At 59.7% G+C, this 23,478-nt stretch carries 19 protein-coding genes; 10 read left to right on the plus strand and 9 right to left on the minus strand.

Features of this window, described 5'->3' with window-relative positions; translation table 11 throughout:
- Positions 1–122: 122 nt before the first annotated feature.
- Together ACYYKW_RS00485 and ACYYKW_RS00490 are read left to right on the plus strand one after the other, a co-directional pair.
- On the plus strand, positions 123–479 hold the full coding sequence (locus ACYYKW_RS00485) for a hypothetical protein (protein WP_464989179.1): 357 nt from the start codon (positions 123–125) through the stop codon (positions 477–479).
- Between the two features lie 69 nt (positions 480–548).
- Entirely contained in the window at positions 549–1,043 is a 495-nt protein-coding gene (locus ACYYKW_RS00490) for a GreA/GreB family elongation factor (RefSeq protein WP_206415638.1), read from the plus strand.
- On the opposite strand, the gene gdhA is transcribed toward ACYYKW_RS00490, so the two are convergent.
- Both gdhA and ettA read right to left on the minus strand, forming a co-directional pair.
- The gene (gene gdhA / locus ACYYKW_RS00495) at positions 1,040–2,377 is read right to left on the minus strand and encodes an NADP-specific glutamate dehydrogenase (protein ID WP_464989180.1); all 1,338 of its coding nucleotides are present in this window, start codon (positions 2,375–2,377) and stop codon (positions 1,040–1,042) included. The genes ACYYKW_RS00490 and gdhA overlap by 4 nt on opposite strands.
- 373 nt (positions 2,378–2,750) lie before the next feature.
- Positions 2,751–4,415 (minus strand): energy-dependent translational throttle protein EttA, encoded by a 1,665-nt coding sequence (gene ettA, locus ACYYKW_RS00500; protein ID WP_003228391.1) that lies wholly within the window; start codon positions 4,413–4,415, stop codon positions 2,751–2,753.
- 286 nt (positions 4,416–4,701) lie between these two features.
- Between ettA and morA the strand changes: the two genes are divergently transcribed.
- From morA to ACYYKW_RS00525, 5 genes are all read left to right on the plus strand, one after another.
- A complete protein-coding gene (gene morA, locus ACYYKW_RS00505) occupies positions 4,702–8,550 on the plus strand; it encodes a cyclic di-GMP receptor MorA (protein WP_464989181.1) in 3,849 nt (1,282 codons plus the stop codon).
- A 241-nt stretch (positions 8,551–8,791) separates the two neighbouring features.
- On the plus strand, positions 8,792–10,045 hold the full coding sequence (gene glyA, locus ACYYKW_RS00510; protein WP_090286474.1) for a serine hydroxymethyltransferase: 1,254 nt from the start codon (positions 8,792–8,794) through the stop codon (positions 10,043–10,045).
- A gap of 277 nt (positions 10,046–10,322) precedes the next feature.
- Complete coding sequence (locus tag ACYYKW_RS00515) at positions 10,323–11,636, plus strand: C4-dicarboxylate transporter DctA (RefSeq protein WP_208939698.1); 1,314 nt, start codon at positions 10,323–10,325, stop codon at positions 11,634–11,636.
- Between the two features lie 48 nt (positions 11,637–11,684).
- On the plus strand, positions 11,685–12,389 hold the full coding sequence (locus tag ACYYKW_RS00520) for a FadR/GntR family transcriptional regulator (protein ID WP_090286478.1): 705 nt from the start codon (positions 11,685–11,687) through the stop codon (positions 12,387–12,389).
- Positions 12,390–12,411: 22 nt separating this feature from the next.
- Positions 12,412–13,122, plus strand: a complete 711-nt coding sequence (locus ACYYKW_RS00525; RefSeq protein ID WP_093098167.1) for a GntR family transcriptional regulator — start codon at positions 12,412–12,414, stop codon at positions 13,120–13,122.
- Positions 13,123–13,220: 98 nt separating this feature from the next.
- Here the strand turns inward: ACYYKW_RS00525 and yjiA are convergent, their stop codons facing one another.
- The 3 genes from yjiA to ACYYKW_RS00540 all read right to left on the minus strand — a co-directional run bounded on the left by yjiA (position 13,221) and on the right by ACYYKW_RS00540 (position 16,623).
- A complete protein-coding gene (yjiA, locus tag ACYYKW_RS00530) occupies positions 13,221–14,192 on the minus strand; it encodes a GTPase (RefSeq protein ID WP_464989182.1) in 972 nt (323 codons plus the stop codon).
- A gap of 151 nt (positions 14,193–14,343) precedes the next feature.
- On the minus strand, positions 14,344–14,541 hold the full coding sequence (locus tag ACYYKW_RS00535) for a YbdD/YjiX family protein (RefSeq protein WP_003228401.1): 198 nt from the start codon (positions 14,539–14,541) through the stop codon (positions 14,344–14,346).
- 15 nt (positions 14,542–14,556) lie between these two features.
- Complete coding sequence (locus ACYYKW_RS00540; protein WP_041477781.1) at positions 14,557–16,623, minus strand: carbon starvation CstA family protein; 2,067 nt, start codon at positions 16,621–16,623, stop codon at positions 14,557–14,559.
- A gap of 161 nt (positions 16,624–16,784) precedes the next feature.
- On the opposite strand from ACYYKW_RS00540, the gene ACYYKW_RS00545 reads away from it, so the two are divergent.
- Positions 16,785–17,153 carry a PilZ domain-containing protein gene (locus ACYYKW_RS00545; protein ID WP_090286484.1) on the plus strand — a complete coding sequence of 123 codons (369 nt, stop codon included), beginning with the start codon at positions 16,785–16,787 and terminating at the stop codon, positions 17,151–17,153.
- Between the two features lie 126 nt (positions 17,154–17,279).
- Here the strand turns inward: ACYYKW_RS00545 and radA are convergent, their stop codons facing one another.
- Genes radA through katB form a run of 3 tightly spaced genes read right to left on the minus strand, consistent with a single transcriptional unit; the run spans position 17,280 to position 20,839 of the window.
- Positions 17,280–18,647: a DNA repair protein RadA gene (radA, locus tag ACYYKW_RS00550; RefSeq protein ID WP_090286486.1), complete on the minus strand. Its 1,368-nt coding sequence runs from the start codon at positions 18,645–18,647 to the stop codon at positions 17,280–17,282.
- 45 nt (positions 18,648–18,692) lie between these two features.
- Complete coding sequence (locus tag ACYYKW_RS00555; RefSeq protein WP_336356115.1) at positions 18,693–19,238, minus strand: ankyrin repeat domain-containing protein; 546 nt, start codon at positions 19,236–19,238, stop codon at positions 18,693–18,695.
- Positions 19,239–19,297: 59 nt separating this feature from the next.
- Positions 19,298–20,839 (minus strand): catalase KatB, encoded by a 1,542-nt coding sequence (katB, locus tag ACYYKW_RS00560; protein ID WP_464989183.1) that lies wholly within the window; start codon positions 20,837–20,839, stop codon positions 19,298–19,300.
- A gap of 286 nt (positions 20,840–21,125) precedes the next feature.
- Here katB and mscL point away from each other — a divergent pair, with 286 nt between their 5' ends.
- Positions 21,126–21,539, plus strand: coding sequence for a large-conductance mechanosensitive channel protein MscL (gene mscL / locus ACYYKW_RS00565; RefSeq protein ID WP_203419572.1), 414 nt, complete (start codon positions 21,126–21,128; stop codon positions 21,537–21,539).
- A gap of 44 nt (positions 21,540–21,583) precedes the next feature.
- Here mscL and ACYYKW_RS00570 read toward each other — a convergent pair whose 3' ends face one another.
- The gene (locus ACYYKW_RS00570) at positions 21,584–22,360 is read right to left on the minus strand and encodes a ferredoxin--NADP reductase (protein WP_464989184.1); all 777 of its coding nucleotides are present in this window, start codon (positions 22,358–22,360) and stop codon (positions 21,584–21,586) included.
- Between the two features lie 317 nt (positions 22,361–22,677).
- Here ACYYKW_RS00570 and ACYYKW_RS00575 point away from each other — a divergent pair, with 317 nt between their 5' ends.
- Positions 22,678–23,391, plus strand: coding sequence for an autoinducer binding domain-containing protein (locus ACYYKW_RS00575; protein WP_464989185.1), 714 nt, complete (start codon positions 22,678–22,680; stop codon positions 23,389–23,391).
- The last annotated feature ends 87 nt before the right edge of the window (positions 23,392–23,478 follow it).

The raw sequence follows: 23,478 nt of genomic DNA on the forward strand, positions 1-23,478 counted from the left end.
CAGGCTCACTCCTACAGGGGCTTTGTGGTGTGCAATGGATTTTTCACAGGCCTTCGACAGCCGCCTCATGAATCCCCTTCTAGACTTTCCTTATGAGCCGAGTATCGGCGCGGGAGAGTGCAATGTGGCGGTGTGCGGGTTTGCTGGGCGTGTTGCTGGTGCTGGGCGGTTGTCAGTCGACCCATGAGGATCTGATTGCCAAGGGTTATCCACCGGCCTTCGCCGACGGTTTCGATGACGGTTGCGTCAGCGGCCGGCAAGCCGCTGGTTCGATCAGCGGCGAGTTTCGCAAGAACGTGCCGCGCTATCTCAAGGACCAGCAATACGCCGAAGGCTGGGTCGACGGCTTTCGCCAATGCCAGGCGATGCTGGAAAACAAGAGCCGCGAAGACTATCGCAACGAACATTGGGACGAACGCGAACGCGCCTGGCAGCAACAGAAAGACCAGGACATCGGGCGGGCCTATCGCTCGCAATAGGTCGCTTGCAGACATCCAGTGAAACCAAATGCCGGCGAGCATGGCCCTAATCCTTTAGAGGAGGACACCATGAGTCGCGCATTCGTCAACGAGGACAACGCCGCCGCACAAGCCGATCAGCCGGTCGAGCGGCAGGTCAGCACGCAGCCCAATTACGTGACGCCGCAAGGTCTGGCGCAGTTGCAGGCGAAAGTCGCCGAGCTGCAAGCCCTGCATGCCGAACAATCGGCCAAGGGTGAGCAGGCCGACAAGCAGCGTCTGGCGGATCTGCAAAGGGATCTGCGTTACTTCAATCAACGCCTGAGCAGCGCACAAGTGGCCGTCGCCGCGACGTCCACCGACAAAGTGCAGATCGGCAGCTGGGTGACCTACGCCGACGAGCATGACACCGAACACCGCGTGCAACTGGTCGGCGAGGATCAGGCCGACGCGAGTCAGGGGCTGATCAATTGGGCCTCGCCGCTGGGCCGGGCGCTGCTGGGCGCACGGCTCAACGATGAGGTGCTGTGGCAGCGCCCCGCCGGTGATCAGGTGATTGAAGTGATCCGCATCGAACCGGCTTAAACCACGCCCTGCGCCAACATCGCATCGGCGACTTTGACGAAGCCGGCGATGTTCGCGCCTTTGACGTAATTGACCTGGCCGTTGTCCTCGCCGTAATGCACGCAAGCGTGGTGGATCGACTGCATGATCGCGTGCAGCTTGCTGTCGACCTCGCCGGCCGTCCACAGCAGGCGCATGGCGTTCTGCGACATCTCCAGACCACTCACCGCGACGCCACCGGCGTTGGACGCCTTGCCCGGGGCGAATAGAATGCCCGCCTCGATAAAGATATCCACAGCCTCCAGCGTGGTCGGCATGTTCGCGCCCTCGGCCACGCATCCACAGCCATTGCGCAACAGCGTGCGCGCCGCTTCGGCGTCGAGCTCGTTCTGTGTGGCGCAGGGCAGCGCAATGTCGCACGGCAGCGACCACGGCAACTGCCCGGCGCGGAACTCCAGGCCGAATGCGGCCGCCAGTTCGCTGATGCGCCCGCGTTTGACGTTTTTCAGCTCCAGCAGCGCCAGCCATTGCTCTTCACTCAGGCCGGCTTCGCAGAACAGCGTGCCTTCGGAATCGGAAAGAGAAATCACCTTGCCGCCCAGATCCATCACTTTGCGCGCAGCGTATTGCGCAACGTTGCCGGAACCTGAAATCGCCACGCGCTTGCCCTCGACACCTTGCCCGCGGCGCTTGAGCATTTCTTCGGCGAAGTACACGCAACCGAAACCGGTGGCCTCCGGGCGAATCAGGCTGCCGCCGTACGTCATGCCTTTGCCGGTCAGGACGCTGGTGAACTGGTTGCTCAGGCGTTTGTACTGGCCGAACAGGAAACCAATTTCGCGGGCTCCCACGCCAATGTCACCGGCCGGCACGTCCACATCCGCACCGATGTGGCGATACAACTCGCTCATGAATGCCTGACAGAAGCGCATGACCTCGGCGTCGCTTTTGCCCTTTGGATCGAAGTCCGAACCGCCCTTGCCGCCGCCCATCGGCAGCGATGTCAGCGAGTTCTTGAAAGTCTGTTCGAAGGCGAGGAACTTCAGCACGCCCATGTTCACCGACGGATGAAAACGCAGACCGCCCTTGTAGGGGCCGATGGCGCTGTTCATCTGGATGCGGAAACCGCGGTTGACCTGAATCTTGCCCTGATCGTCGACCCACGACACCCGAAACACCACCGCACGCTCCGGCTCGCAGATACGCTCGAGAATCCCCGAGGTCAGGTAACGCGGGTTGGCTTCGAGAAATGGCCACAGACTGCGCAGCACTTCTTCGACAGCCTGATGAAATTCAGGTTGATCGGGGTCGCGTTTTTTCAGGCGCGAGAGGAAGGATTCGACGGATTCGGTCATGGAAAAAGTCTCGGCAAATTTATTGTCGTTGGAGGAGATTGGGCCGGACTGTAACAAACCGATTGCGCACACGAACAGAGCAAAATGTCGCAGTTATGAAATTAAATGGTGCACAGGATATAAATCAGCCCTGATTTCTGACTAGTCTTGCACCTGAATGGTGAGAACAGATTCAGATCATGCACCAGCAGCTACATCGCCATCGCTGGCAAGCCAGCTCCCACAGTTTTAGCGGCGTTCACACAATCCGGACATCACACAATCCCTGTGGGAGCTGGCTTGCCAGCGATGAATCCACCTCGGTCCCGCTGAAAAAAAACAAGGAAAAAAAACGGAGCCCGAAGGCTCCGCTCTTACATGCAACCGACTCGAATCAGGCCAGTTTCTTGTGGCGTACCCGATGTGGCTGGGCCGCTGCTTCGCCGAGGCGCTTTTTGCGATCGGCTTCGTACTCGGTGTAGTTGCCTTCGAAGAACACCGCTTGCGAGTCGTCTTCGTACGCCAGGATGTGCGTGGCGACACGGTCAAGGAACCAGCGATCGTGAGAGATCACAATGGCGGCGCCCGGGAAGTCCAGCAGCGCTTCTTCCAGCGAACGCAGGGTTTCCACGTCGAGGTCGTTGGACGGTTCGTCGAGCAGCAGGACGTTGCCGCCCTCCTTCAGGGTCAGCGCCAGGTGCAGACGACCGCGCTCACCACCGGACAGGTCCTTGACGAACTTCTGCTGATCGCCACCCTTGAAGTTGAAGCGACCGACATAGGTACGCGACGGAATCTCGTAGTTGCCGATGCGGATCTGGTCGGAACCGTCGGAGATCTGCTGAAACACGGTCTTGCTGCCGTCGAGGTCTTCGCGGCTCTGGTCAACGCAGGCCAGTTGTACGGTTTCGCCGACTTCGATGGTGCCGGAATCCGGGGTTTCCTTGCCCATCAGCATGCGGAACAGGGTCGACTTACCGGCACCGTTACCACCGATCACGCCGACAATGGCGCCCTTGGGCATCGAGAACGACAGGTTGTCGATCAGGACGCGATCGCCGTAGCCCTTGGTGACGTTCTTGAATTCGATGACCTTGTCGCCCAGACGCGGACCGGCCGGGATGTAGATCTCGTTGGTTTCGCTGCGCTTCTGGAATTCCTGCGATTGCATTTCTTCGAAGCGTTGCAGACGGGCCTTGGATTTCGACTGGCGGGCTTTCGCGCCTTTGCGCACCCACTCCAGTTCTTCCTTCATGGCTTTTTCGTGGGCCGACTGCTGCTTGGATTCAGCGGCCAGACGATCGGACTTGGCTTCAAGCCAACCCGAATAGTTGCCCTCGTAAGGAATGCCCGCGCCGCGGTCGAGTTCCAGAATCCAGCCGGCGACGTTGTCGAGGAAGTAACGGTCGTGCGTGATCGCAACCACAGTGCCCGGGAAGTCGTGGAGGAAATGCTCCAGCCAGGCCACGGAATCGGCATCCAGGTGGTTGGTCGGTTCGTCGAGCAGCAGCATGTCCGGCGCGGACAGCAGCAGACGGCACAGGGCCACACGACGCTTTTCACCACCGGACAGGTGTTCGACTTTCGCATCCCAGGCGGGCAGACGCAGTGCATCGGCGGCGACTTCCAGTTGGCGCTCCAGGTTATGACCATCGCTGGCCTGCAGGATCGCTTCAAGCTTGGCCTGCTCGGCGGCCAGTTTGTCGAAGTCGGCATCCGGGTCGGCGTAAGCGGCGTAGACCTCGTCCAGACGCGCTTGCGCATCCTTGATCACGCTCACCGCTTCTTCGACCACTTCGCGCACAGTCTTGGTCGGATCGAGTTGCGGCTCTTGCGGCAGGTAACCGATGTTCAGGTCCGGCATCGGACGCGCTTCACCTTCGAACTCGGTGTCGACGCCGGCCATGATTTTCAGCAGCGTGGACTTGCCCGAACCGTTAAGGCCGAGCACGCCGATCTTGGCGCCGGGGAAGAAGGACAACGAAATGTTTTTGAGGATTTCCCGCTTCGGCGGTACAACTTTGCCCAGCCGATGCATGGTGAAGACGTATTGAGCCATGGAGAACCTTGGGTCAGTGACAGATGAATGATTGGAGCACAGGCGATGCCTGGCCAGACCGGTGCGCGTCGTTCACTTGATCGATCAATGCGTGCGCGCAGGAAAAAGTCTGATTGTAGGGGCTGGACCGCCCCCGGTCTAACCGGCAAAGCTACCTGAATGCTCACAGGCAGTCCAGCCGCGAGGGGCTGGCACTTCGCCACGACTCAAGGCATGCTAGCCGCCCTTTGGGCGTCCGGCTTATAGTGCACGTCGCGCCAGTCCAGCCAATCCGCAGGATCACAGCTTGTCCAACGTCACTCCGCCAGCTTCTGTGAGCAGCACCCCAGCGGCGCCCGGCTCGTCCCTGCGCGGCACATTGAAGGGAGCGCTGGCGACGCTCGTGCTTTTATTGCTGGCGCTTTTGTTCTGGCAACTGCTCGACCAACTGCGCGAAACCCAGAAAAACCAGCGCCAGTACACTATCGACTACACCGCCGACCTCGCCGCCCAGGTCAGCCTGAATATGGCGCTGAACGCGCAAATCGCCCTCAATCTGCTACCGATCGTCGAACAGCCGCAATCAGCCGACGAACAGCAGGCGCTGCTGCGCAAGCTCCAGCAATCGCTACCCGATCTGCGCAGCATGGCCTTGCTCAGCCCATCCGGGCGGATCATCAGCGACAGCGCCGCGAACAGCGACGACGCCGACTACCTCACCGAACTGGTCCGGCGCAGCCGCGCCCAGGCACATTATTTCAGCAACGCCGACGATGGCTCAGTGGTGCACCTGTTGCTGCATCAGGCCAGCGGCAGCACGCGTGGTTATTGGGCGCTGCGCCTGACCCCGACGTTTTTCGATTCACTGACCAAACAGGGTGAAGCCGGCCTGCGTCCGCTGTGGCTGGTAGAAAACCGCGTCAACCATCAGATCATCAGCCGCGACAAAGCGCAGCCGTCGACCAAACCCGGCGTACTGACCCCGGACGACCTGGCCAACACCGTGCTGACCGTGCCGCTGAGCAGCAGCGACTGGCAGTTGCGCGGCCTGTTCGACCGCCAGCGGGTGCTCGAAGAATTGTTGCCGGCGTTCATCGGCAAATGCCTGCTGGGCCTGGCGTTTTCCATGCTGCCGGTGATCGCGCTGCTGAACATGCGTCGGCGTCAGCGCCAACTGCATGAAGGGCGCCGCCGCTATCAGGACATTTTCGAAGGCACCGGCGTGGCCCTCTGCGTGCTCGATCTGTCGGGCCTCAAGCAGGCGTTCGCCAAGGCGCAGATCCAGAGCAGCGACCAGCTCAAGGCCTGGCTCGACCAGCCGCAGCAATGCCAACAGTTGCTTCAGGAATTGCGCGTCACTGAGGTCAATCAGGTCGCGCTGCAACTGCTCAATGTCAATTCCTGCGAGCACGCATGGCAATTGCTGATCGCCGGCCAACCGCATCAGCACTGCGTCATCGGCCAGCAAATTCTCGATGCGGTTTTGCTGCAACAGGATCAACTGGAACTGGAAATCAAACTGCCGGACGGCAACGGTCGCGACCAGCATCTGTGGATGGTGCTGCGCCTGCCCAACGAGCAAGACGACTACAAAGCGGTGATCCTCAGCATCAACGACATCACCAGCCGCAAGCTGATCGAACTGTCGCTGCTCGAGCGCGAGGGTTTCTGGTCGGATGTGGTGCGCACCGTGCCGGACCATCTGTATGTGCAGGATGTGATCAGCCAGCGGATGATTTTCAGCAACCATCACCTCGGCCAGACGCTGGGCTACAACCGCAGCGAACTGCATCAGATGGGCGAATACTTCTGGGAAATCCTGCTGCATCCGGAAGATGCCGACCACTACCATCGCTCGCGGCAGCTGCAGCGCCACGCCGGTTACAGCCAGTTGCTGCAGTGCCAGTTGCGTTTCCGTCATCGCGACGGCAAGTGGCGGCGCTTCGACATTCGCGAACAGGCACTGGCGCGGGACAAACACGATCAGGTCACCCGAATCATCGGCGTGGCCAAGGACATCACCGAGCAGATCGAGGCCAGCGAATCCCTGCGCGACAGCGAGCAGCGTTACCGGATGCTCGCCGAAAGCATCAGCGACGTGATCTTCTCCACCGACAGCAAACTCTCGCTGAACTATGTGAGCCCGTCGGTGCAAGCGGTGCTGGGATATAACGCCGAGTGGATTTTCCAGAACGGCTGGCAATCGACCATCGCCAATCCCGGGCAACTGAACGGCATCTACGCCCTGATGGACCGCGTCAGCAAAGCCCTGGACAAGCCCGAACAACTGGCCCTGCTGCGCAGTCAGGTGCAGACGCAACTGTTTCTGTTCGACTGTCTGCGCGCCGATGGCCGCAAGATCCCGATCGAGTTGCGCCTGGTGCTGGTCTGGGACGAACATGGCGCCTTCGAAGGGGTGCTCGGCGTCGGCCGCGACATCAGCCAGCAGCGCCGCGCCGAAAAAGACCTGCGCATGGCCGCGACGGTATTCGAGCACTCGACCTCGGCGATCCTGATCACCGACCCGGCCGGTTACATCGTCCAGGCCAACGAAGCGTTCAGCCGCGTCAGTGGCTACGCGGTGGGCGAAGTGCTCGACCAGTTGCCGAACATGCTCACCGTCGACGAACAGCAGGACGCGCACCTGCGCTACGTGCTCAAGCAACTGCACGAGCACAGCACCTGGGAAGGCGAAGTCTGGATGAAACGCCGTAACGGCGAGCACTACCCGGCGTGGGTCGGGATTACGGCGGTGCTCGACGACGAGGGCGATCTGGCCAGTTACGTGTGTTTCTTCAGCGACATCAGCGAGCGCAAGGCCAGCGAACAGCGGATTCACCGCCTCGCCTACTACGACGCCCTGACCCATCTGCCCAATCGCACGCTGTTTCAGGATCGCCTGCACACCGCGCTGCAAGCGGCTGAACGGCAGAAGTCGTGGGTGGTGCTGATGTTCCTCGATCTTGACCGGTTCAAGCCAATCAATGACTCCCTCGGCCACGCCGCTGGCGATCGCATGCTCAAGGACATGGCCACGCGCCTGCTGGCCTGCGTCGGTGAAGACGACACCGTGGCGCGCATGGGCGGCGATGAATTCACCCTGCTGTTGCAGCATCGTTCCAGCCGCGAACTGGCGCTGAACCGGGCGATTCACGTCGCCGAGCAGATCCTTGGCAGTCTGGTGCGGCCGTTCGTCCTCGAAGGGCGCGAGTTCTTTGTCACCGCGAGTATCGGCATCGCCCTCAGTCCGCAGGACGGCAACGAGCTCAGCCAGTTGATGAAGAACGCCGACACGGCGATGTACCACGCCAAGGAGCGCGGCAAGAACAACTTCCAGTTCTACCAGGCCGACATGAACGCCAGTGCGCTGGAGCGTCTGGAGCTGGAAAGCGACTTGCGCCACGCGCTGGAGCAGAACGAATTCGTCCTGTATTACCAGCCGCAGTTCAGCGGCGACGGCAAACGCCTGACCGGCGCCGAAGCGCTGCTGCGCTGGCGCCATCCGCGTCGCGGACTGGTGCCGCCGGGGGATTTCATACCGGTGCTGGAAGAACTCGGGCTGGTGGTCGATGTGGGCGACTGGGTGATCAGCGAAGCCTGCCGCCAGTTGAAAACCTGGCACCAGCAACGGGTGCGCGTGCCCAAGGTGTCGGTGAACATCTCGGCGCGGCAGTTCTCCGACGGCCAGCTCGGCACGCGCATCGCCACGATCCTGCGCGAAACCGGCCTGCCGCCGGCGTGTCTGGAGCTGGAACTGACCGAAAGTATCCTGATGCGCGAAGTCAGCGAGGCGATGCAGATTCTCGCTGGCCTGAAAAATCTTGGCCTGAGCATCGCCGTTGACGACTTCGGTACCGGTTATTCATCGCTCAACTACCTCAAGCAGTTCCCGATCGATGTGCTGAAAATCGACCGCACCTTCGTCGATGGCCTGCCCTCGGGTGAACAGGACGCGCAAATCGCCCGGGCGATCATCGCCATGGCCCACAGCCTGAACCTGGCGGTAATCGCCGAGGGCGTGGAAACCCACGAGCAACTGGACTTCCTGCGCGAGCACGGTTGCGACGAGGTGCAAGGCTATCTGTTTGGCCGGCCGATGCCGGCGGGACGGTTCGAAGCGCAGTTCAGCAACGACGCGCTGTTCATGTTCGACTGAAGTCCTGAGGCGCGGCCATCGCGAGCAGGCTCACTCCTACAGGGGATTGATGTCGATCACAGGTTTCAAGCTCACCTCGGATACTGTAGGAGTGAGCCTGCTCGCGATGAGGCCGGCACAACCACCATCTATCTACGCATGAACGCCACTTGTCTGCGACATGATGCCGTTTCATATGCCATCCAAAACCCGTTAGGTTAGAATGCCCCCCTTTTCTGCCCCCCGATCCTTGAGGACCGCCATGTTCAGCCGTGATTTGACTATTGCCAAGTACGACGCCGACCTTTTTGCCGCCATGGAGCAAGAAGCTCAGCGTCAGGAAGAACACATTGAGCTGATCGCTTCGGAAAACTACACCAGCCCAGCGGTGATGGAAGCTCAAGGCTCGGTCCTGACCAACAAGTACGCCGAAGGCTACCCGGGCAAGCGCTACTACGGTGGTTGCGAGTACGTCGACGTGGTCGAGCAACTGGCCATCGACCGTGCCAAGGAACTGTTCGGTGCCGATTACGCCAACGTTCAGCCGCACGCCGGTTCGCAAGCCAACGCTGCCGTGTACCTGGCCCTGCTGTCGGCCGGTGACACCATTCTGGGCATGAGCCTGGCCCACGGTGGTCACCTGACCCACGGCGCCAGCGTTTCCTCCTCGGGCAAGCTGTACAACGCCGTGCAGTACGGCATCGACGCCAACGGCCTGATCGATTACGACGAAGTCGAGCGCCTGGCGGTCGAGCACAAGCCGAAAATGATCGTGGCCGGTTTCTCTGCCTACTCGCAGATCCTCGACTTCCCACGCTTCCGCGCCATCGCTGACAAAGTCGGTGCCTACCTGTTCGTCGACATGGCCCACGTGGCCGGTCTGGTCGCCGCTGGCGTTTATCCGAACCCGGTGCCGTTCGCTGATGTCGTCACCACCACCACGCACAAGACCCTGCGCGGCCCACGTGGCGGTCTGATCCTGGCGCGCGCCAACGCCGACATCGAGAAGAAGCTCAACTCCGCAGTATTCCCGGGTGCCCAGGGTGGCCCGCTGGAGCACGTGATCGCCGCCAAGGCGATCTGCTTCAAGGAAGCGCTGCAGCCTGAGTTCAAGGTCTACCAGCAACAAGTGGTGAAAAACGCCCAGGCCATGGCCAGCGTATTCATCGAGCGTGGTTTCGACGTGGTTTCGGGCGGTACTGAAAACCACCTGTTCCTGCTGTCGCTGATCAAGCAGGAAATCTCCGGTAAAGATGCCGACGCCGCGCTGGGCAAAGCGTTCATCACCGTGAACAAGAACTCCGTGCCTAACGATCCACGTTCGCCGTTCGTCACCTCCGGCCTGCGTTTCGGTACCCCGGCTGTGACCACTCGCGGCTTCAAAGAGGCTGAGTGCAAAGAGCTGGCCGGCTGGATCTGCGACATCCTGGCAGACCTGAACAACGAAGCGGTGATCGACGCCGTTCGTGAGAAAGTCAAAGCCATCTGCAAGAAACTGCCGGTATACGGCGCGTAATCGCGACGTCACACCCGCAGCACGAAAAACCGGCCAAGTGATTGGCCGGTTTTTTTTCGCCCGTATTTTTTCAAATCCCCTGAACCGCTCAAGCATGGGACTCGGCGCCCAACTGGTCAGACCGGTCATGCCAATTCGTCACTTTTCGCTTGCGATCATGGAAAACCAGCGCCTAGACTGCGCCTGCACTGGACATACCGGTAAGACCACAATAATTAAGTCCTGAATCCGATGCGCCAAGCGTGCGGCAGCCAGGACACCGACCAGGATTCCTCCCATGCTCAGATGGTGCTCGCGTTCAATCTTCCTCCAAGTGGTTCTCGGACTGATGCTCGGCATCGTCTGCGGGCTGACCCTCCCTGAATACTCGGCCCAGCTCAAACCGCTCGGTGACGGTTTCATAAAGCTGATCAAGATGCTCATCGGCCTGATCGTGTTCTGCGTGGTGGTCAGCGGCATCAGTGGCGCGGGCGACCTGAAGAAGGTCGGCCGCATCGGCCTCAAGTCGGTGATCTACTTCGAAGTGCTGACCACTATCGCCCTGGTGATCGGCCTGGTGTTCGCCTTCAGCACCGGCATCGGCAGCGGCGCGAATATTCATCTGGAGCAACTATCCAGCGCCGACATGGGCGACCTCGCCGAGCGCGGCCAGCACATGCACACCACCACGCAATTTCTGATGGACCTGATCCCGACCTCGGTGATCGGTGCCTTCGCCGACAACAACATTCTGCAAGTGCTGCTGTTCTCGGTGCTGTTCGGCAGCGCGCTGAATCTGGTCGGCGAAGCGGCGTCGGGGATCTCGCGACTGATCAACGAACTGAGCCACGTGATCTTCCGCATCATGGGCATGATCGTGCGTCTGGCACCGATCGGCGTGTTCGGCGCCATCGCCTTCACTACCAGCAAATATGGCCTGGATTCGCTGCAGCATCTGGGCAGCCTGGTCGGCCTGTTCTATCTGACCTGCATCGCGTTTGTCAGCGTGATTCTTGGTCTGGTGATGCGTGCTTCCGGCCTGCGCATGTGGCCGTTGCTCAAATACCTGCGCGAAGAACTGCTGATCGTCATGGGGACCGCGTCCTCCGATGCCGTGCTGCCGCAGATCATGCGCAAGCTTGAACATCTGGGCATCGGCAGTTCCACCGTCGGGCTGGTGATTCCTACCGGGTACTCGTTCAACCTCGACGGTTTTTCGATCTACCTGACCCTGGCCATCGTGTTCATCGCCAATGCCACGGGTACACCGCTGGCCATGACCGATCTACTGACGATTCTACTGGTGTCGCTGATCACCTCCAAAGGTGCCCACGGCATTCCCGGTTCGGCGCTGGTGATTCTGGCGGCAACCCTGACCGCGATTCCAGCGATCCCGGTGGTTGGTCTGGTGCTGGTGCTCGCGGTGGACTGGTTCATGGGCATCGGCCGCGCGCTGACCAACCTGATCGGCAACTGCGTCGCCACCGTCGCCATCGCCCGCTGGGAAAAGGACATCGACGTGCAACGGGCCAACAAGGTGCTCAACGGCGAACAGGGCTATAACTTCCAGCCGAGAAAAACCGTCGCCCAGGCGGCGGCCAAAGAATTTTGATTGATCGCCGTGTCTGCTGACAGGCAGGCACGGCGCAGGAGCCAATACGTGATTACAACTTCAACCGTCGTCAACTCAGTGGTGGAAAAGCTCCGCGCGGCGTTGGCCCGTGGTCAGTGGCGCTGCGGTGAAATGCTGCCGGGCCAGCGTGAACTGGCCGAACAATTGGGTATCAGCCGGCCGAGCCTGCGCGAAGCCGTGATCGTTCTGGAAACCCTTGGCCTGGTGCGCTCGATGCCGGGCAAGGGCGTGGTGGTGCTCGATGCGCAACTGAGCGACAACCCGAACCACGACAGTGCCGTCGCCGGCGCCAGCCTCGAAGACGTGCTGCAACTGCGCTACACCCTCGAGCCGTTCATTGTTGGCCTCGTCGCGCAATCGATCAGCAGCAAGGAAGTCGGACAGTTGCGCCTGACCCTGATGGACATGCGCGAAGCCCTCGAAGCGGGCGACAGCGAAGCCGGGGTCAGCGCTTACATCGCTTTTCACGAAGAGCTGTTCACGCTGACCTCGAACCCGATTTTCCAAAGTGTCGTTCAGCAGACCAGCAACGCGCTCAAGCAAAGCGCCGAAGTGCTGCGCAATTCTCCCGAGCATCTGGCCGAGCGTCTGGAAGAAAACGAAGCGGTGGTCCGCGCGATCCGCAGCAAGAACAGCGCCCAGGCCAGCGCCGAAATGCGTCGGCACATTCTGCGAGAAGGCCGGCGCATGGGCATCGAGCTGAATATCCCGGAAGACAACCTGCCCCACTGAATTTTCTTTTTGGAGACCGCCCATGAACAGTGTCGCCGCAACGCCGCACGCTCACTCTGCAGGCGCCCCCCTGCCCTTCACTCGCCTGCGCGCCGCGGTGGACGATCTGTACCCGCGACTGCTCGAGGCGATTCTGGAGCAGCGGATTACCCCGGCCAGCCGTTTTACCGAGGACAGCCTCAAACAATGGTTCGGTGCCAGCCGGGCCGATGTGCGCCGGGTGCTGACGCAGCTTTCCCATGAGCACATCGTGGTACTGCGGGCCAATCACCGACCACGCATCGCTGCGCCTGATGCGGAGCAGACCCGGCAGGCCTTGCATGCACGTCGGCTGGCTGAAGGCACGTTGGTGCGGCTGGCGTGCCAGCGTCCACAGGCCGACGATGTCAAACGTCTGCGCGGGTTGATCGCACGCGAGCGTATGGAGGTCGAGCAGGATCGACGCGGGGCGGCGATCCGCTTGGCCGGGGAGTTTCATCTGCAATTGGCACGAATGGCCGGGAATGCACCGTTGGCGCACTTTTTGAGCAGTCTGGTGCCGCTGACGTCGCTCGCGATTGCGCGGAGCGAGGGTTCTTCGCACCGCTGTTGCGCATGGCAGGAACATCTGGCCTTGGTTGAAGCGGTGGAATCCGGGAGAGTCGCTGAAGCCATGATGTTGATGAATCAGCATCTGGATCAGCTTGAGCAGACACTGCTGGGGTCAGACCTTGGACAATATATTGTTGGTTAGATGGCCATCGCGAGCAGGCTCACTCCTACAGGGGAACGCGTTTCAAATGTAGGAGTGAGCCTGCTCGCGATAGCTGCATCACAGGCTCAGAAAATCCGTCAGCCGGCCGCCACTCTGGCAAACCCCGCCCGAATCTTCTCTTCCGGCAAATCATCGGCAATAAATACCATCACACTTTCACGTTTCTCGCCCTCGGCCCATTCGGTGTCCCAGTCGAAACCGTAAAGTTTCAGCACGCCCTGAAACACCAGCCGCCGATCCTCCCCGGCAATGCTCAACACACCTTTGTAACGCAGCAATTGCTTGCCATGCTCCTCCAGCAGTTCGTTCATGAACTCGCTGAGCTGATCGATATCCAGCGCCTGGTCGGTGCGCAGCACCAGGCTGGAAATCCGATCGATCGACGGCGCCTGGCCCACCGGACGCAGGCTCAAGCCGCCGCCAGGATCGGCATTCAGGTTAAAGCCGCGCACATCCAGCAGTTCCGCCAGATTGATGTTGCCGTGCTCGACCACACGGATCGGCGCACGGCGGTTGATCCGCGTCAGCCGCTCGCTCAACGCGGTGAAAGTGGCATGGTCAACAAGATCGGTCTTGCTCACCAACAGGCGGTCGGCGAAACCGATCTGCGCCTGGGCGATGGTCTGGCTCAGATGCACGTCGGCATGCGCGGCATCGACCAGGGTAATGATGCCGTCGAGCAGATAACGCTCACGCAGTTCTTCGTCGATGAAAAAGGTCTGGGCCACCGGCGCTGGATCGGCAAGGCCTGTGCATTCGATCACCAGACGATCAAAGGCGATCTCGCCGCTGTCCAGCCGTTCGAGCAGCAGGTACAGCGCCTTGGTCAGGTCGGTGTGAATGGTGCAGCAGACGCAGCCGTTGGCCAGGGTCATGACTTGCACTGGCTCGTCGCCGAGCAATTGGCTGTCGATGCCGGCGTCGCTGAATTCGTTTTCGATCACGGCGATTTTCAGGCCGTGCTCGGCTTTCAATAAATGGCGCAGCAAAGTGGTCTTGCCAGCGCCGAGGAAACCGCTGAGTACCGTGACCGGGATGGGAGAGGACAAAACTCGATCTCCTGAAAAGAACACAAAACAAATGTGGGAGCCAGCCTGCTGGCGATGAGGGTGTGTCAGTCGAAATTTCCGTCGACTGACACTCCGCCATCGCTGGCAGGCCAGCTCCCACAGGGGATTACCTCAACCTGATGCTGTCAGCTCAACAGCACTTCGGCCCACCCTTGCCACCGTAGCGAGCCTCCTGACGTTCGCGAAAGAACATCTCGTAGCTCATCACCGGTTTGTCCGGGTGTTTGGTTTGCATATGCTCGACGTAGGTGTCGTAGTCGGGCATGCCGACCATCAGGCGTGCGGCCTGACCGAGGTATTTACCGAGGCGACTCAGGTCATTGAACATGCTGCAATCCTCTGGTTACGCATCCGGCAGGGCCTGGAAGGGCGATTCTTTATCCGTACGCTCTTTCTTGCCCCAGGCGGCGATGCCGACCTTGAGCGCATAGAACAGGATGCTGAACACCACGAACAGGAACAGCGCGGTGAGCGTGGCGTTGGTATAGGCGTTGAAGATCACGTGCTGCATCTGCTCGACACTTTTCGCCGGTGCCAGCACCTGACCATTGGCCAGCGCATCGCTGTACTTCTTCGCCAGCGACAGGAAGCCGATCGCCGGGTTGGCGTCGAACAGCTTGATGAAGCCTGCGGTCGTGGTGCAGATCAACAGCCATGTCGCTGGCAGCAGGGTGACCCAGATGTAGCGCTGGCGCTTCATCTTGATCAGAACCACGGTGCCGAGCATCAGCGCGATACCGGCGAGCATCTGGTTGGAGATGCCGAACAGTGGCCACAGGGTGTTGATGCCGCCCAATGGATCGATCACGCCCTGGTACAGCAACCAGCCCCACATCGCCACACAGCCGGCGGTGGCGATCAGGTTGGCGGTCCACGATTCGGTGCGTTTGAGCGCCGGAACGAAGGAGCCGAGCAGATCCTGCAGCATGAAACGACCGGCACGGGTACCGGCGTCGACTGCGGTCAGAATGAACAGGGCTTCGAACAGAATTGCGAAGTGGTACCAGAACGCCATGGTGTTTTCACCCGGCAGGACACTGTGCAGAATCTGCGCAATACCCACCGCCAGGGTCGGCGCACCGCCGGCACGGGCCAGAATGGTGGTTTCACCGATGTCATGGGCAACCGCTTGCAGCGCTTCAGGGGTGATCGCGAAGCCCCAGCTGGTGACCATCTGCGCCACTGACGCAGCATCACTGCCAACCACGGCGGCCGGGCTGTTCATGGCGAAGTACACGCCCGGCTCGATCACCGAAGCGGCAACCATGGCCATGATTGCCACGAACGATTCCATCAGCATGCCGCCATAACCGATGTAGCGGGCGTTGGTTTCGTTATCCAGCAGCTTCGGCGTGGTACCCGAAGAAATCAGTGCGTGGAAGCCCGATACCGCACCACAGGCGATGGTGATGAACAGGAACGGAAACAGGCCGCCCTTCCACACCGGCCCGGTGCCGTCGACAAACTGGGTCAGCGCCGGCATTTTCAGCTCGGGCATGGTGACCAGAATGCCGATCGCCAGCGCGACGATGGTGCCGATCTTGAGGAAGGTCGATAGATAGTCACGCGGCGCGAGAATCAGCCAGACCGGCAGCGACGCGGCGACAAAACCGTAACCGACGAGCATCCAGGTAATCTGCACACCGGTGAAGGTGAAGGCTTTGGCCCATACCGGATCGGCAGCAATCTGCCCACCGAGCCAGATCGAACCGAGCAGCAGCAACACGCCGACCACGGAGATTTCGCCGATGCGGCCCGGGCGGATGTATCGCATGTAGATGCCCATGAACATCGCGATCGGGATGGTCGCCATCACGGTGAAGATGCCCCATGGGCTTTCCGCCAGTGCCTTGACCACGATCAGCGCCAGCACCGCAAGGATGATGATCATGATCAGGAAGCAGCCGAACAGCGCGATGGTCCCGGGAATCCGGCCCATTTCTTCACGCACCATATCGCCCAGGGAACGGCCGTTGCGTCGGGTCGACATGAACAGGACCATGAAGTCCTGCACCGCGCCCGCCAGCACCACACCGGCAATCAGCCAGAGCGTACCGGGCAGATAGCCCATCTGCGCCGCCAATACCGGGCCGACCAGCGGCCCCGCGCCAGCGATGGCCGCGAAGTGGTGACCGAAAAGAATGTGTTTGTTGGTCGGCACATAGTCCAGACCATCGTTGTTGAGCACGGCGGGGGTGGCCCGACGCGGATCCAGTTGCATCACGTTGTTGGCGATGAACAGACTGTAGTAACGGTACGCAACCAGATAAATGGCCACGGCAGCGACCACAATCCACAAGGCGTTGATCGCCTCGCCGCGGCGCAATGCCACTACGCCCAGGGCGCACGCTCCTACGATTGCCAGCACTAGCCAGGGTAAGTGGCGTAGCAGGCTATTATTATTTTTCATTTTTTTATTCCAGCCAGGGTGGACAAGAAAGACAGCCACCCAGAGTTTAGCGCTAACGGTGCCAAAGGCCATACCCCGACATAGGTCTATCTGAGCCCTTTCGCGCTGGCACGCTCGGACAAGGCGGGTCTATAGTCAGCGAACCTTCGGAGGATTGCGCCATGAACGAGCCTTCAGACAACCGTCGTCGCTTCAAACGTATTGCGTTCGATGCCAGAACCGAGCTGAGCCAAGGCGAGTACATCTGGCAGGTCAAACTGATCGACCTGTCACTCAAGGGTTTGCTGGTCGAACGGCCGGAGCCGTGGCTCGGTGATCGTGGAAAAGATTTCTTCGTCGATATTCACTTGAGTAAGGACGTCGATATCGAAATGGACGTGCAACTGGCCCACGAGGAAAACGGCCATTTGGGGTTCATCTGCCGACATATCAGCCTGGAGTCGATCCAGCGCTTGCGGCGGCTGATCGAGCTGAACCTGGCGGATGAGGCCGAGCTCGAGCGCGAATTGGGCGCCCTGATCGAAATCTAGAAGCCACAATTGAACCTTGTGGGAGCTGGCTTGCCTGCGATAGCGGTTTCTGACGCAACGAAATTGGTGAATGTCAGAATGCAATCGCGGGCAAGCCCGCTCCCACAGGTCATTTGTTGGCTCGATTTATTCAAACAATGCGTCAAGCGCCTGTTCGAGGCGGGTGACAGCAATGATCTGCAGCCCTGCCGGCGATTCCTTCGGCGCGTTGCCCTTGGGCACGATCGCGCGTTTGAAACCATGCTTGGCCGCTTCCTTCAAGCGCTCCTGCCCGCTCGGCACCGGGCGTACTTCACCGGACAGACCGACCTCGCCAAACACCAGCAGATCATGCGGCAACGGCCGGTTGCGCAAGCTCGACATGACTGCCGCCATCAGCGCCAGATCGGAAGCGGTTTCCAGCACCTTGACCCCGCCGACCACATTGAGGAATACATCCTGATCGTGGGTCGGAATCCCGCCGTGGCGGTGCAGAACCGCTAGCAGCATCGCCAACCGGTTCTGATCCAGACCCAGCGTCACCCGACGCGGATTGGCCAGATGGCTGTCATCGACCAGCGCCTGCACTTCCACCAGCATTGGCCGGGTGCCTTCCCACGTCGCCATGACCACGCTGCCCGGGACTTCCTCTTGGGCGCGTGTGAGAAAGATCGCCGAAGGGTTGGAGACTTCTTTCAAACCCTTGTCGGTCATGCCGAACACGCCCAGCTCGTTGACCGCGCCGAAACGGTTCTTCACCGCACGCAACAAGCGCAGGCGCCCATCGGATTCGCCTTCGAAATACAGCACGGTATCGACCATGTGCTCAAGCACACGGGGACCGGCCAATGCGCCTTCCTTGGTGACGTGGCCGACGAGGAAAATCGCCGTACCGCTCTGCTTGGCGTAACGCACCAGCAGCGCCGCACTTTCGCGCACCTGGGAAACGCCGCCGGGTGCCGATTGCAGTTGTTCGGTGAAAATCGTCTGGATCGAGTCGATCACCATCACCTTGGGTTTTTCCTGGCGGGCGGTGGCGATGATGGTTTCGATGCAGGTTTCGGTCATCACGCGTAGCTGGTCCTGCGGCAAGCCGAGACGGCGGGCGCGCATCGCCACTTGCTGCTGGGATTCTTCACCGGTGACGTACAGCGCCGGCATGCTCTTGGCGAGGTTGCACAGGGTTTGCAGCAGAATCGTCGACTTGCCAATGCCCGGATCACCGCCGATCAGCACCACCGAACCGTCGACCAGACCGCCGCCGAGCACGCGATCGAGCTCACCGGAGGCGGTGGAAAAACGCGGGATTTCTTCAACGCTGACTTCGGCCAGGGTCTTGATCTGCGCTTGTTGCCCGGCCCAACCGGTGCGCCCGGTCGGTGCCGTGGCGCCGCCGCTTTCGATCATGGTTTCGGTCAGCGTGTTCCAGGCGCCGCATTCACCGCACTGGCCGGCCCACTTGGGAAAGGTTGCGCCGCACTCGGTGCAGCCGTACATGCGCTTGGCCTTGGCCATCAGAACCCCCGACAAAAACCGCGATGATAACCCACAGGCCCGCGATCAGCGCGGCGCCGGCGTACGGATTTCGCCGCTGGCCAGACGTGCGGCGCTGTTGCCCAGCGGGTCTTCGGCGTTCAGGTCGGCGCCCTTGGCTTTCAGCGCATCGAGCAGTTCCAGACGCTTGAACAAGCCGGCATACATCGCCGCTGTCTGCCCGGCGCCGTTACGTTGATCGGGGCTGCAATCGGTGGCCATCAAGCGCCGGGCGATCTGTACTTCACCCTTGAAGATCGCGCCCATCAGCGCCGTGTTGCCGCGCTGATCCTGGGCACAGGCGTCGGCGCCGGCCGCAAGCAAGCGCTCCACGGCAGGCGCTTGACCGTGATAAGCCGCGAGGATCAGCGCGGTGTATCCCTTGCCGTCGCGGGTGTCGAGGGAATAGCCCGATTCGATGAACGTCTCGAGCATCGGCACATCCCCGCGCCGCGCGGCGTCGAAATAGTAGTCGCGCAATTGTGCCTGGATCGCCTCGGGACTCTGGTCGATCGGTGCCGCCCAAGCGGTGAGCGACAGGCACGCGGCCAACAGGAAAAGACAGGTTCGCATCAGCAGTCTCCTTGAACGGAACGGGGCCTGATGCAGGCCCCGCAGGTGTTACTGCACTATCAGTCGACCAGTTTCGCTGCCAGGGCCTTGACCCGGCTCAAGTCACCCTTGGCCACTTGCGTCACGCCGGTGCCGTATTCCGGATCGGCCTTGTACAGGAACGACAGAATGATGTGCTTGCTCTCGTCATCGGTGGTGGCCAGCGAGCCGCCGAAGCTGTCGATCAGGTCGCGACGTTCCTGCTTGCTGTACGAGCGATACAGATCGCCAGCCTGCTTGAAGTTCTGCTCACGCTGGATCTTCGCTTGCTGAGTGCTGCCCGACAGTGCCAGTTGGCTGTAACGCGCGCTCGACGTCTCTTCACGCGGTTGCAGACGGCTAGGCTGGTAGTTAACGCCGCTGTTGCTGGCGCCAAAGTTCATCGCACCGTCCTGATTGCCATTATTCACCGCAACTTTCGGCGCGTTGATTGGCAGTTGCAGGGCATTGGCGCCCAGGCGATACATTTGCGTATCGGCGTAGGAGAACACTCGGCCCTGCAATAAACGGTCTTCGGAAGGTTCGATACCCGGAACCACATTAGCCGGAGCCATCGCAACTTGTTCGGTTTCCTGGAAGACATTCGCCGGATTACGGTTCAAAACCATTTGTCCAACTTTTCGTTCAGGAATACCCGGCCAGATCTTTGTCGCGTCCAATGGATCAAAATCAAACTTGGACAAATCCTGTGGTTTCAGAACTTGAACGTACAAGTCCCATTTAGGGAAGTTGCCTTTATTGATATTGCTCACCAAGTCATTGGTCATATGACTGTAATCCTGACCCTGAACTTTCGCGACTTGTTCTGGCGTCAGATTATTGAGCCCTTGCAAGCTCTTCCAGTGAAACTTGACGTAGTGAACTTCGCCTTTGGCGTTGACCAACTTATAGGCGTGAACACCGTTGCCATCCATCTGCCGATAACTGGCCGGTGTGCCCGCGTTCGAATACAACTCGGTCAACGTACGAGTAGCTTCCGGTACATGGGAGAAAAAGTCGAAGCGGCGCGAATCGTCGTCCAGGTTGGTCCGCGGATCAGGCTTGAACGCGTGGACCATGTCGGGAAACTTGATCGCATCGCGAATGAAGAAAGTGGGGAAGTTGTTGCCCACCAAGTCCCAGTTACCGTCAGTGGTGTAGAACTTGGTGGCGAAACCGCGTGGGTCACGCAAGGTTTCCGGGGAGTGATTGCCATGCACCACCGCCGAGAAACGCACAAATACCGGTGTGGTCTCGCCGGCGGCAAATACCTTGGCCTTGCTCAGGTCGCTGAGGTCGTTGGTCACCGTGAACGTACCGTGAGCACCGGTACCGCGGGCGTGAACCACGCGCTCGGGAATGCGCTCGCGATCAAAACGCTGCAGTTTCTGGATCAGTTGCACGTCCTGCAGCAGTACCGGGCCGGTGGCGCCAGCCGTCTGCGAATTCTGATTATCACCCACGGCAGCGCCGTTATCGCGTGTCAGTGGCGCTGCAGTTACGGAGAAACTCAACAGGCTGGCGGTGAGTACACCAAACGTGTGACGACGGGGAAAAGCCCCCAGTCCAAATGCGGAAGTCATATCAGGATCCTCTGGTTGTTTTGGGGCGCATCCAGGTGCGCCATCCCAAGGCTAGAGGCCTGCGACGAGGAACATAAATAGAAAGAACGTAACGCCGTGATTGAGAAAAATGGCTTCCCGCTCAGCGATTTACGCGCTATTTCGCGCGCGATTGCTGGCACTTTGCAAACTAATCGTCTAATGATGTGTCGATAAAAACGGGGGTTGTAAGAATGTGTTTCGCGCAGGACGCGTTTCGCTGATTTACACTGCCTTCACCAAACTCATCTGTAACAAGGAAATAACTATGGGCGTGCTTAGCGAGTTCAAGGCCTTCGCGGTCAAAGGCAATGTGGTCGACATGGCCGTCGGTATCATCATCGGTGCGGCGTTCGGCAAGATTGTCTCGTCGTTTGTCGGTGATGTGATCATGCCGCCAATCGGCCTGCTGATCGGCGGGGTGGACTTCAGTGATCTGGCTATCACGCTCAAAGCCGCCGAGGGCAACACGCCCGCAGTGATGCTGGCTTACGGCAAATTCATCCAGACGGTGCTGGACTTCATCATTGTCGCTTTCGCTATCTTCATGGGCGTCAAAGCCATCAACCGCCTCAAGCGCGAAGAGGCCGTGGCGCCGACCGCACCGCCGATCCCGAGCAAGGAAGAGCAACTGCTGGGCGAAATCCGCGACCTGCTCAAGGCGCAGAACGAGCGGCCCTGAGCCATCAGTTCGAATAAAAACGGCACCTGCGGGTGCCGTTTGCTCTACCAGTAATTCTCCACGGCCACCTGGCCAGGCCGGCGCGTCAGGCTCAGGCGCATGTCCCTCTGTTTGAGCAGCGCGCGGGTCTCGTCGATCATCTGCGGATTACCGCACAACATGACCCGTGAATGCTCCGCCGACAGCTCCACGGCCGCCGCACGCTCCAGTTCACCGTTTTCGATCAGCGTGGTAATGCGCCCGTGCAGCGTTCCCGGGTGCGCCTCGCGCGTCACCGTCGCGATGAACTGCAATTTGTGCGCGTATTCGCTGAGGTAGTCGCGTTGGTTAAGGCCGGCAATCAGTTCCTGATAAGCCAGCTCGCGGGCCTCGCGCACGCTATAGACCAGAATGATGCGCTCGAATTTTTCCCAGACTTCGAAGTCCTGCAGAATCGACAGAAACGGTGCCACCCCGGTGCCCGTCGATAACAGCCAGAGATCACGGCCATCAACGAAACGATCAAGGGTCAGGTAGCCGAATGCCTGGCGCTCAACCAGCAACGTGTCGCCCACCTGCAGCCGGCTCAGTTCGCTGGTGAACTCCCCGCCCGGGACGACGATGGAGAAGAACTCGAGAAACTCGTCAAACGGCGACGACACCATCGAGTAGGCGCGCCAGACAGTGCTGCCATCGGCCTTGGTCACACCGAGGCGGGCGAACTGCCCTGCGCGGAAACGGAACCCGGCATCACGAGTGGTACGCAGGGTAAACAGGTTCGGGGTCAGCGGTTTGACATCGAGCAAGGTTTGCGTGGTGAACTTATCTGCGCTGGCGGTCATGGGGTACTCCATTGAACGGTTGCTGCCAGTCTCGCCCAAAAAGACACGGTTAAACACCGACGATTGATAATGGTATTGATCCCGTACCGAACCAGAGATTCATTTGAAAGGGATCACGGCGGTCAGAATTGGAGCAATTACTTCAAATGACAACTTCAATGTAATACAGAAATGTATTAAGAACGCTTTATCCAAATATATTACTGTTCAATACCGAAAAAATTTATAGCTCAGTGTATAAAACGTCCTACACTTCGATTCGTGCCGGATCTTTTGGATCCAGTCGCGCACCCCGTGGCGTCATGGAGCGTTTCCCAATGGAAACATGGAAGGAATCACAACTGAAACAATTGACGTTTGCCAAGGGCATCGATGCTGCTTATCCGATACTGCTGCGATTCGCCGAAAATCTCGGATTCAATTTTTGTGCGATTTCAGTTGTTCCATTAAACCGCGACATGCAGCTAAAGCCCTTGCAGATCAATAACTATCCTAAAGAATGGAACAGTGAATATGAACAAAACAGTTACATTAAAACAGACCCGTTGATATCACACTGCAATCATTCCATGTCCCCCATAGTCTGGACTGAGTCGCTGTTTACAGAGTCCCACGACATATGGTTAGGCTTGCAAAAACATGGATTGCAGAATGGCTGGTCGCAGTCGTTTCATCATGAATCGAGTGGTTTGTGCAGCATTATCAGCCTGGCGCGCAGACACTGCTCCATCAGCCCATTGGAGCTGTATGAGCATTTTGGCTATATGTTTTACGCCAGCAGCCACTTGAGCGAGCTGTTCGCCCGGACCCTGCCGGCAGAAGCGCTCAAGCCCCGTCACCCTCAGCTCTCCACGCGAGAAATGCAGGTTCTGGAACTGTCAGCCATTGGCAAGACCGCCTATGAAATCTCGAAAATCCTGTGCCTCAGCGAACGCACCGTGAATTACCACGTGCGGAACCTGATCATAAAGCTCAACGTCTGCAACAAGATTTCCGCTGTTATCGCAGCCGCCAGAGCCGGCATCATCTGATCGGTCAGCCTCGCGTTCCTTGTAAACACACGGGTAATGCCAAACAAATAAACGTAACATTCGTAACCTTCCTGAGTGATGACGCCA

The organism is Pseudomonas sp. 15C (assembly GCF_055484735.1).

What these genes read in the sequence shown, in the direction of transcription:
- ACYYKW_RS00485 (WP_464989179.1), top strand. Translation starts at nt 123, where the DNA reads ATGTGGCGGTGTGCGGGTTTGCTGGGCGTGTTGCTGGTGCTGGGCGGT.
- ACYYKW_RS00490 (WP_206415638.1), top strand. Translation starts at nt 549, where the DNA reads ATGAGTCGCGCATTCGTCAACGAGGACAACGCCGCCGCACAAGCCGAT.
- gdhA (WP_464989180.1), bottom strand. Translation starts at nt 2,377, where the DNA reads ATGACCGAATCCGTCGAATCCTTCCTCTCGCGCCTGAAAAAACGCGAC.
- ettA (WP_003228391.1), bottom strand. Translation starts at nt 4,415, where the DNA reads ATGGCTCAATACGTCTTCACCATGCATCGGCTGGGCAAAGTTGTACCG.
- glyA (WP_090286474.1), top strand. Translation starts at nt 8,792, where the DNA reads ATGTTCAGCCGTGATTTGACTATTGCCAAGTACGACGCCGACCTTTTT.
- ACYYKW_RS00515 (WP_208939698.1), top strand. Translation starts at nt 10,323, where the DNA reads ATGCTCAGATGGTGCTCGCGTTCAATCTTCCTCCAAGTGGTTCTCGGA.
- ACYYKW_RS00525 (WP_093098167.1), top strand. Translation starts at nt 12,412, where the DNA reads ATGAACAGTGTCGCCGCAACGCCGCACGCTCACTCTGCAGGCGCCCCC.
- ACYYKW_RS00535 (WP_003228401.1), bottom strand. Translation starts at nt 14,541, where the DNA reads ATGTTCAATGACCTGAGTCGCCTCGGTAAATACCTCGGTCAGGCCGCA.
- ACYYKW_RS00540 (WP_041477781.1), bottom strand. Translation starts at nt 16,623, where the DNA reads ATGAAAAATAATAATAGCCTGCTACGCCACTTACCCTGGCTAGTGCTG.
- ACYYKW_RS00545 (WP_090286484.1), top strand. Translation starts at nt 16,785, where the DNA reads ATGAACGAGCCTTCAGACAACCGTCGTCGCTTCAAACGTATTGCGTTC.
- radA (WP_090286486.1), bottom strand. Translation starts at nt 18,647, where the DNA reads ATGGCCAAGGCCAAGCGCATGTACGGCTGCACCGAGTGCGGCGCAACC.
- ACYYKW_RS00555 (WP_336356115.1), bottom strand. Translation starts at nt 19,238, where the DNA reads ATGCGAACCTGTCTTTTCCTGTTGGCCGCGTGCCTGTCGCTCACCGCT.
- katB (WP_464989183.1), bottom strand. Translation starts at nt 20,839, where the DNA reads ATGACTTCCGCATTTGGACTGGGGGCTTTTCCCCGTCGTCACACGTTT.
- mscL (WP_203419572.1), top strand. Translation starts at nt 21,126, where the DNA reads ATGGGCGTGCTTAGCGAGTTCAAGGCCTTCGCGGTCAAAGGCAATGTG.
- ACYYKW_RS00570 (WP_464989184.1), bottom strand. Translation starts at nt 22,360, where the DNA reads ATGACCGCCAGCGCAGATAAGTTCACCACGCAAACCTTGCTCGATGTC.
- ACYYKW_RS00575 (WP_464989185.1), top strand. Translation starts at nt 22,678, where the DNA reads ATGGAAACATGGAAGGAATCACAACTGAAACAATTGACGTTTGCCAAG.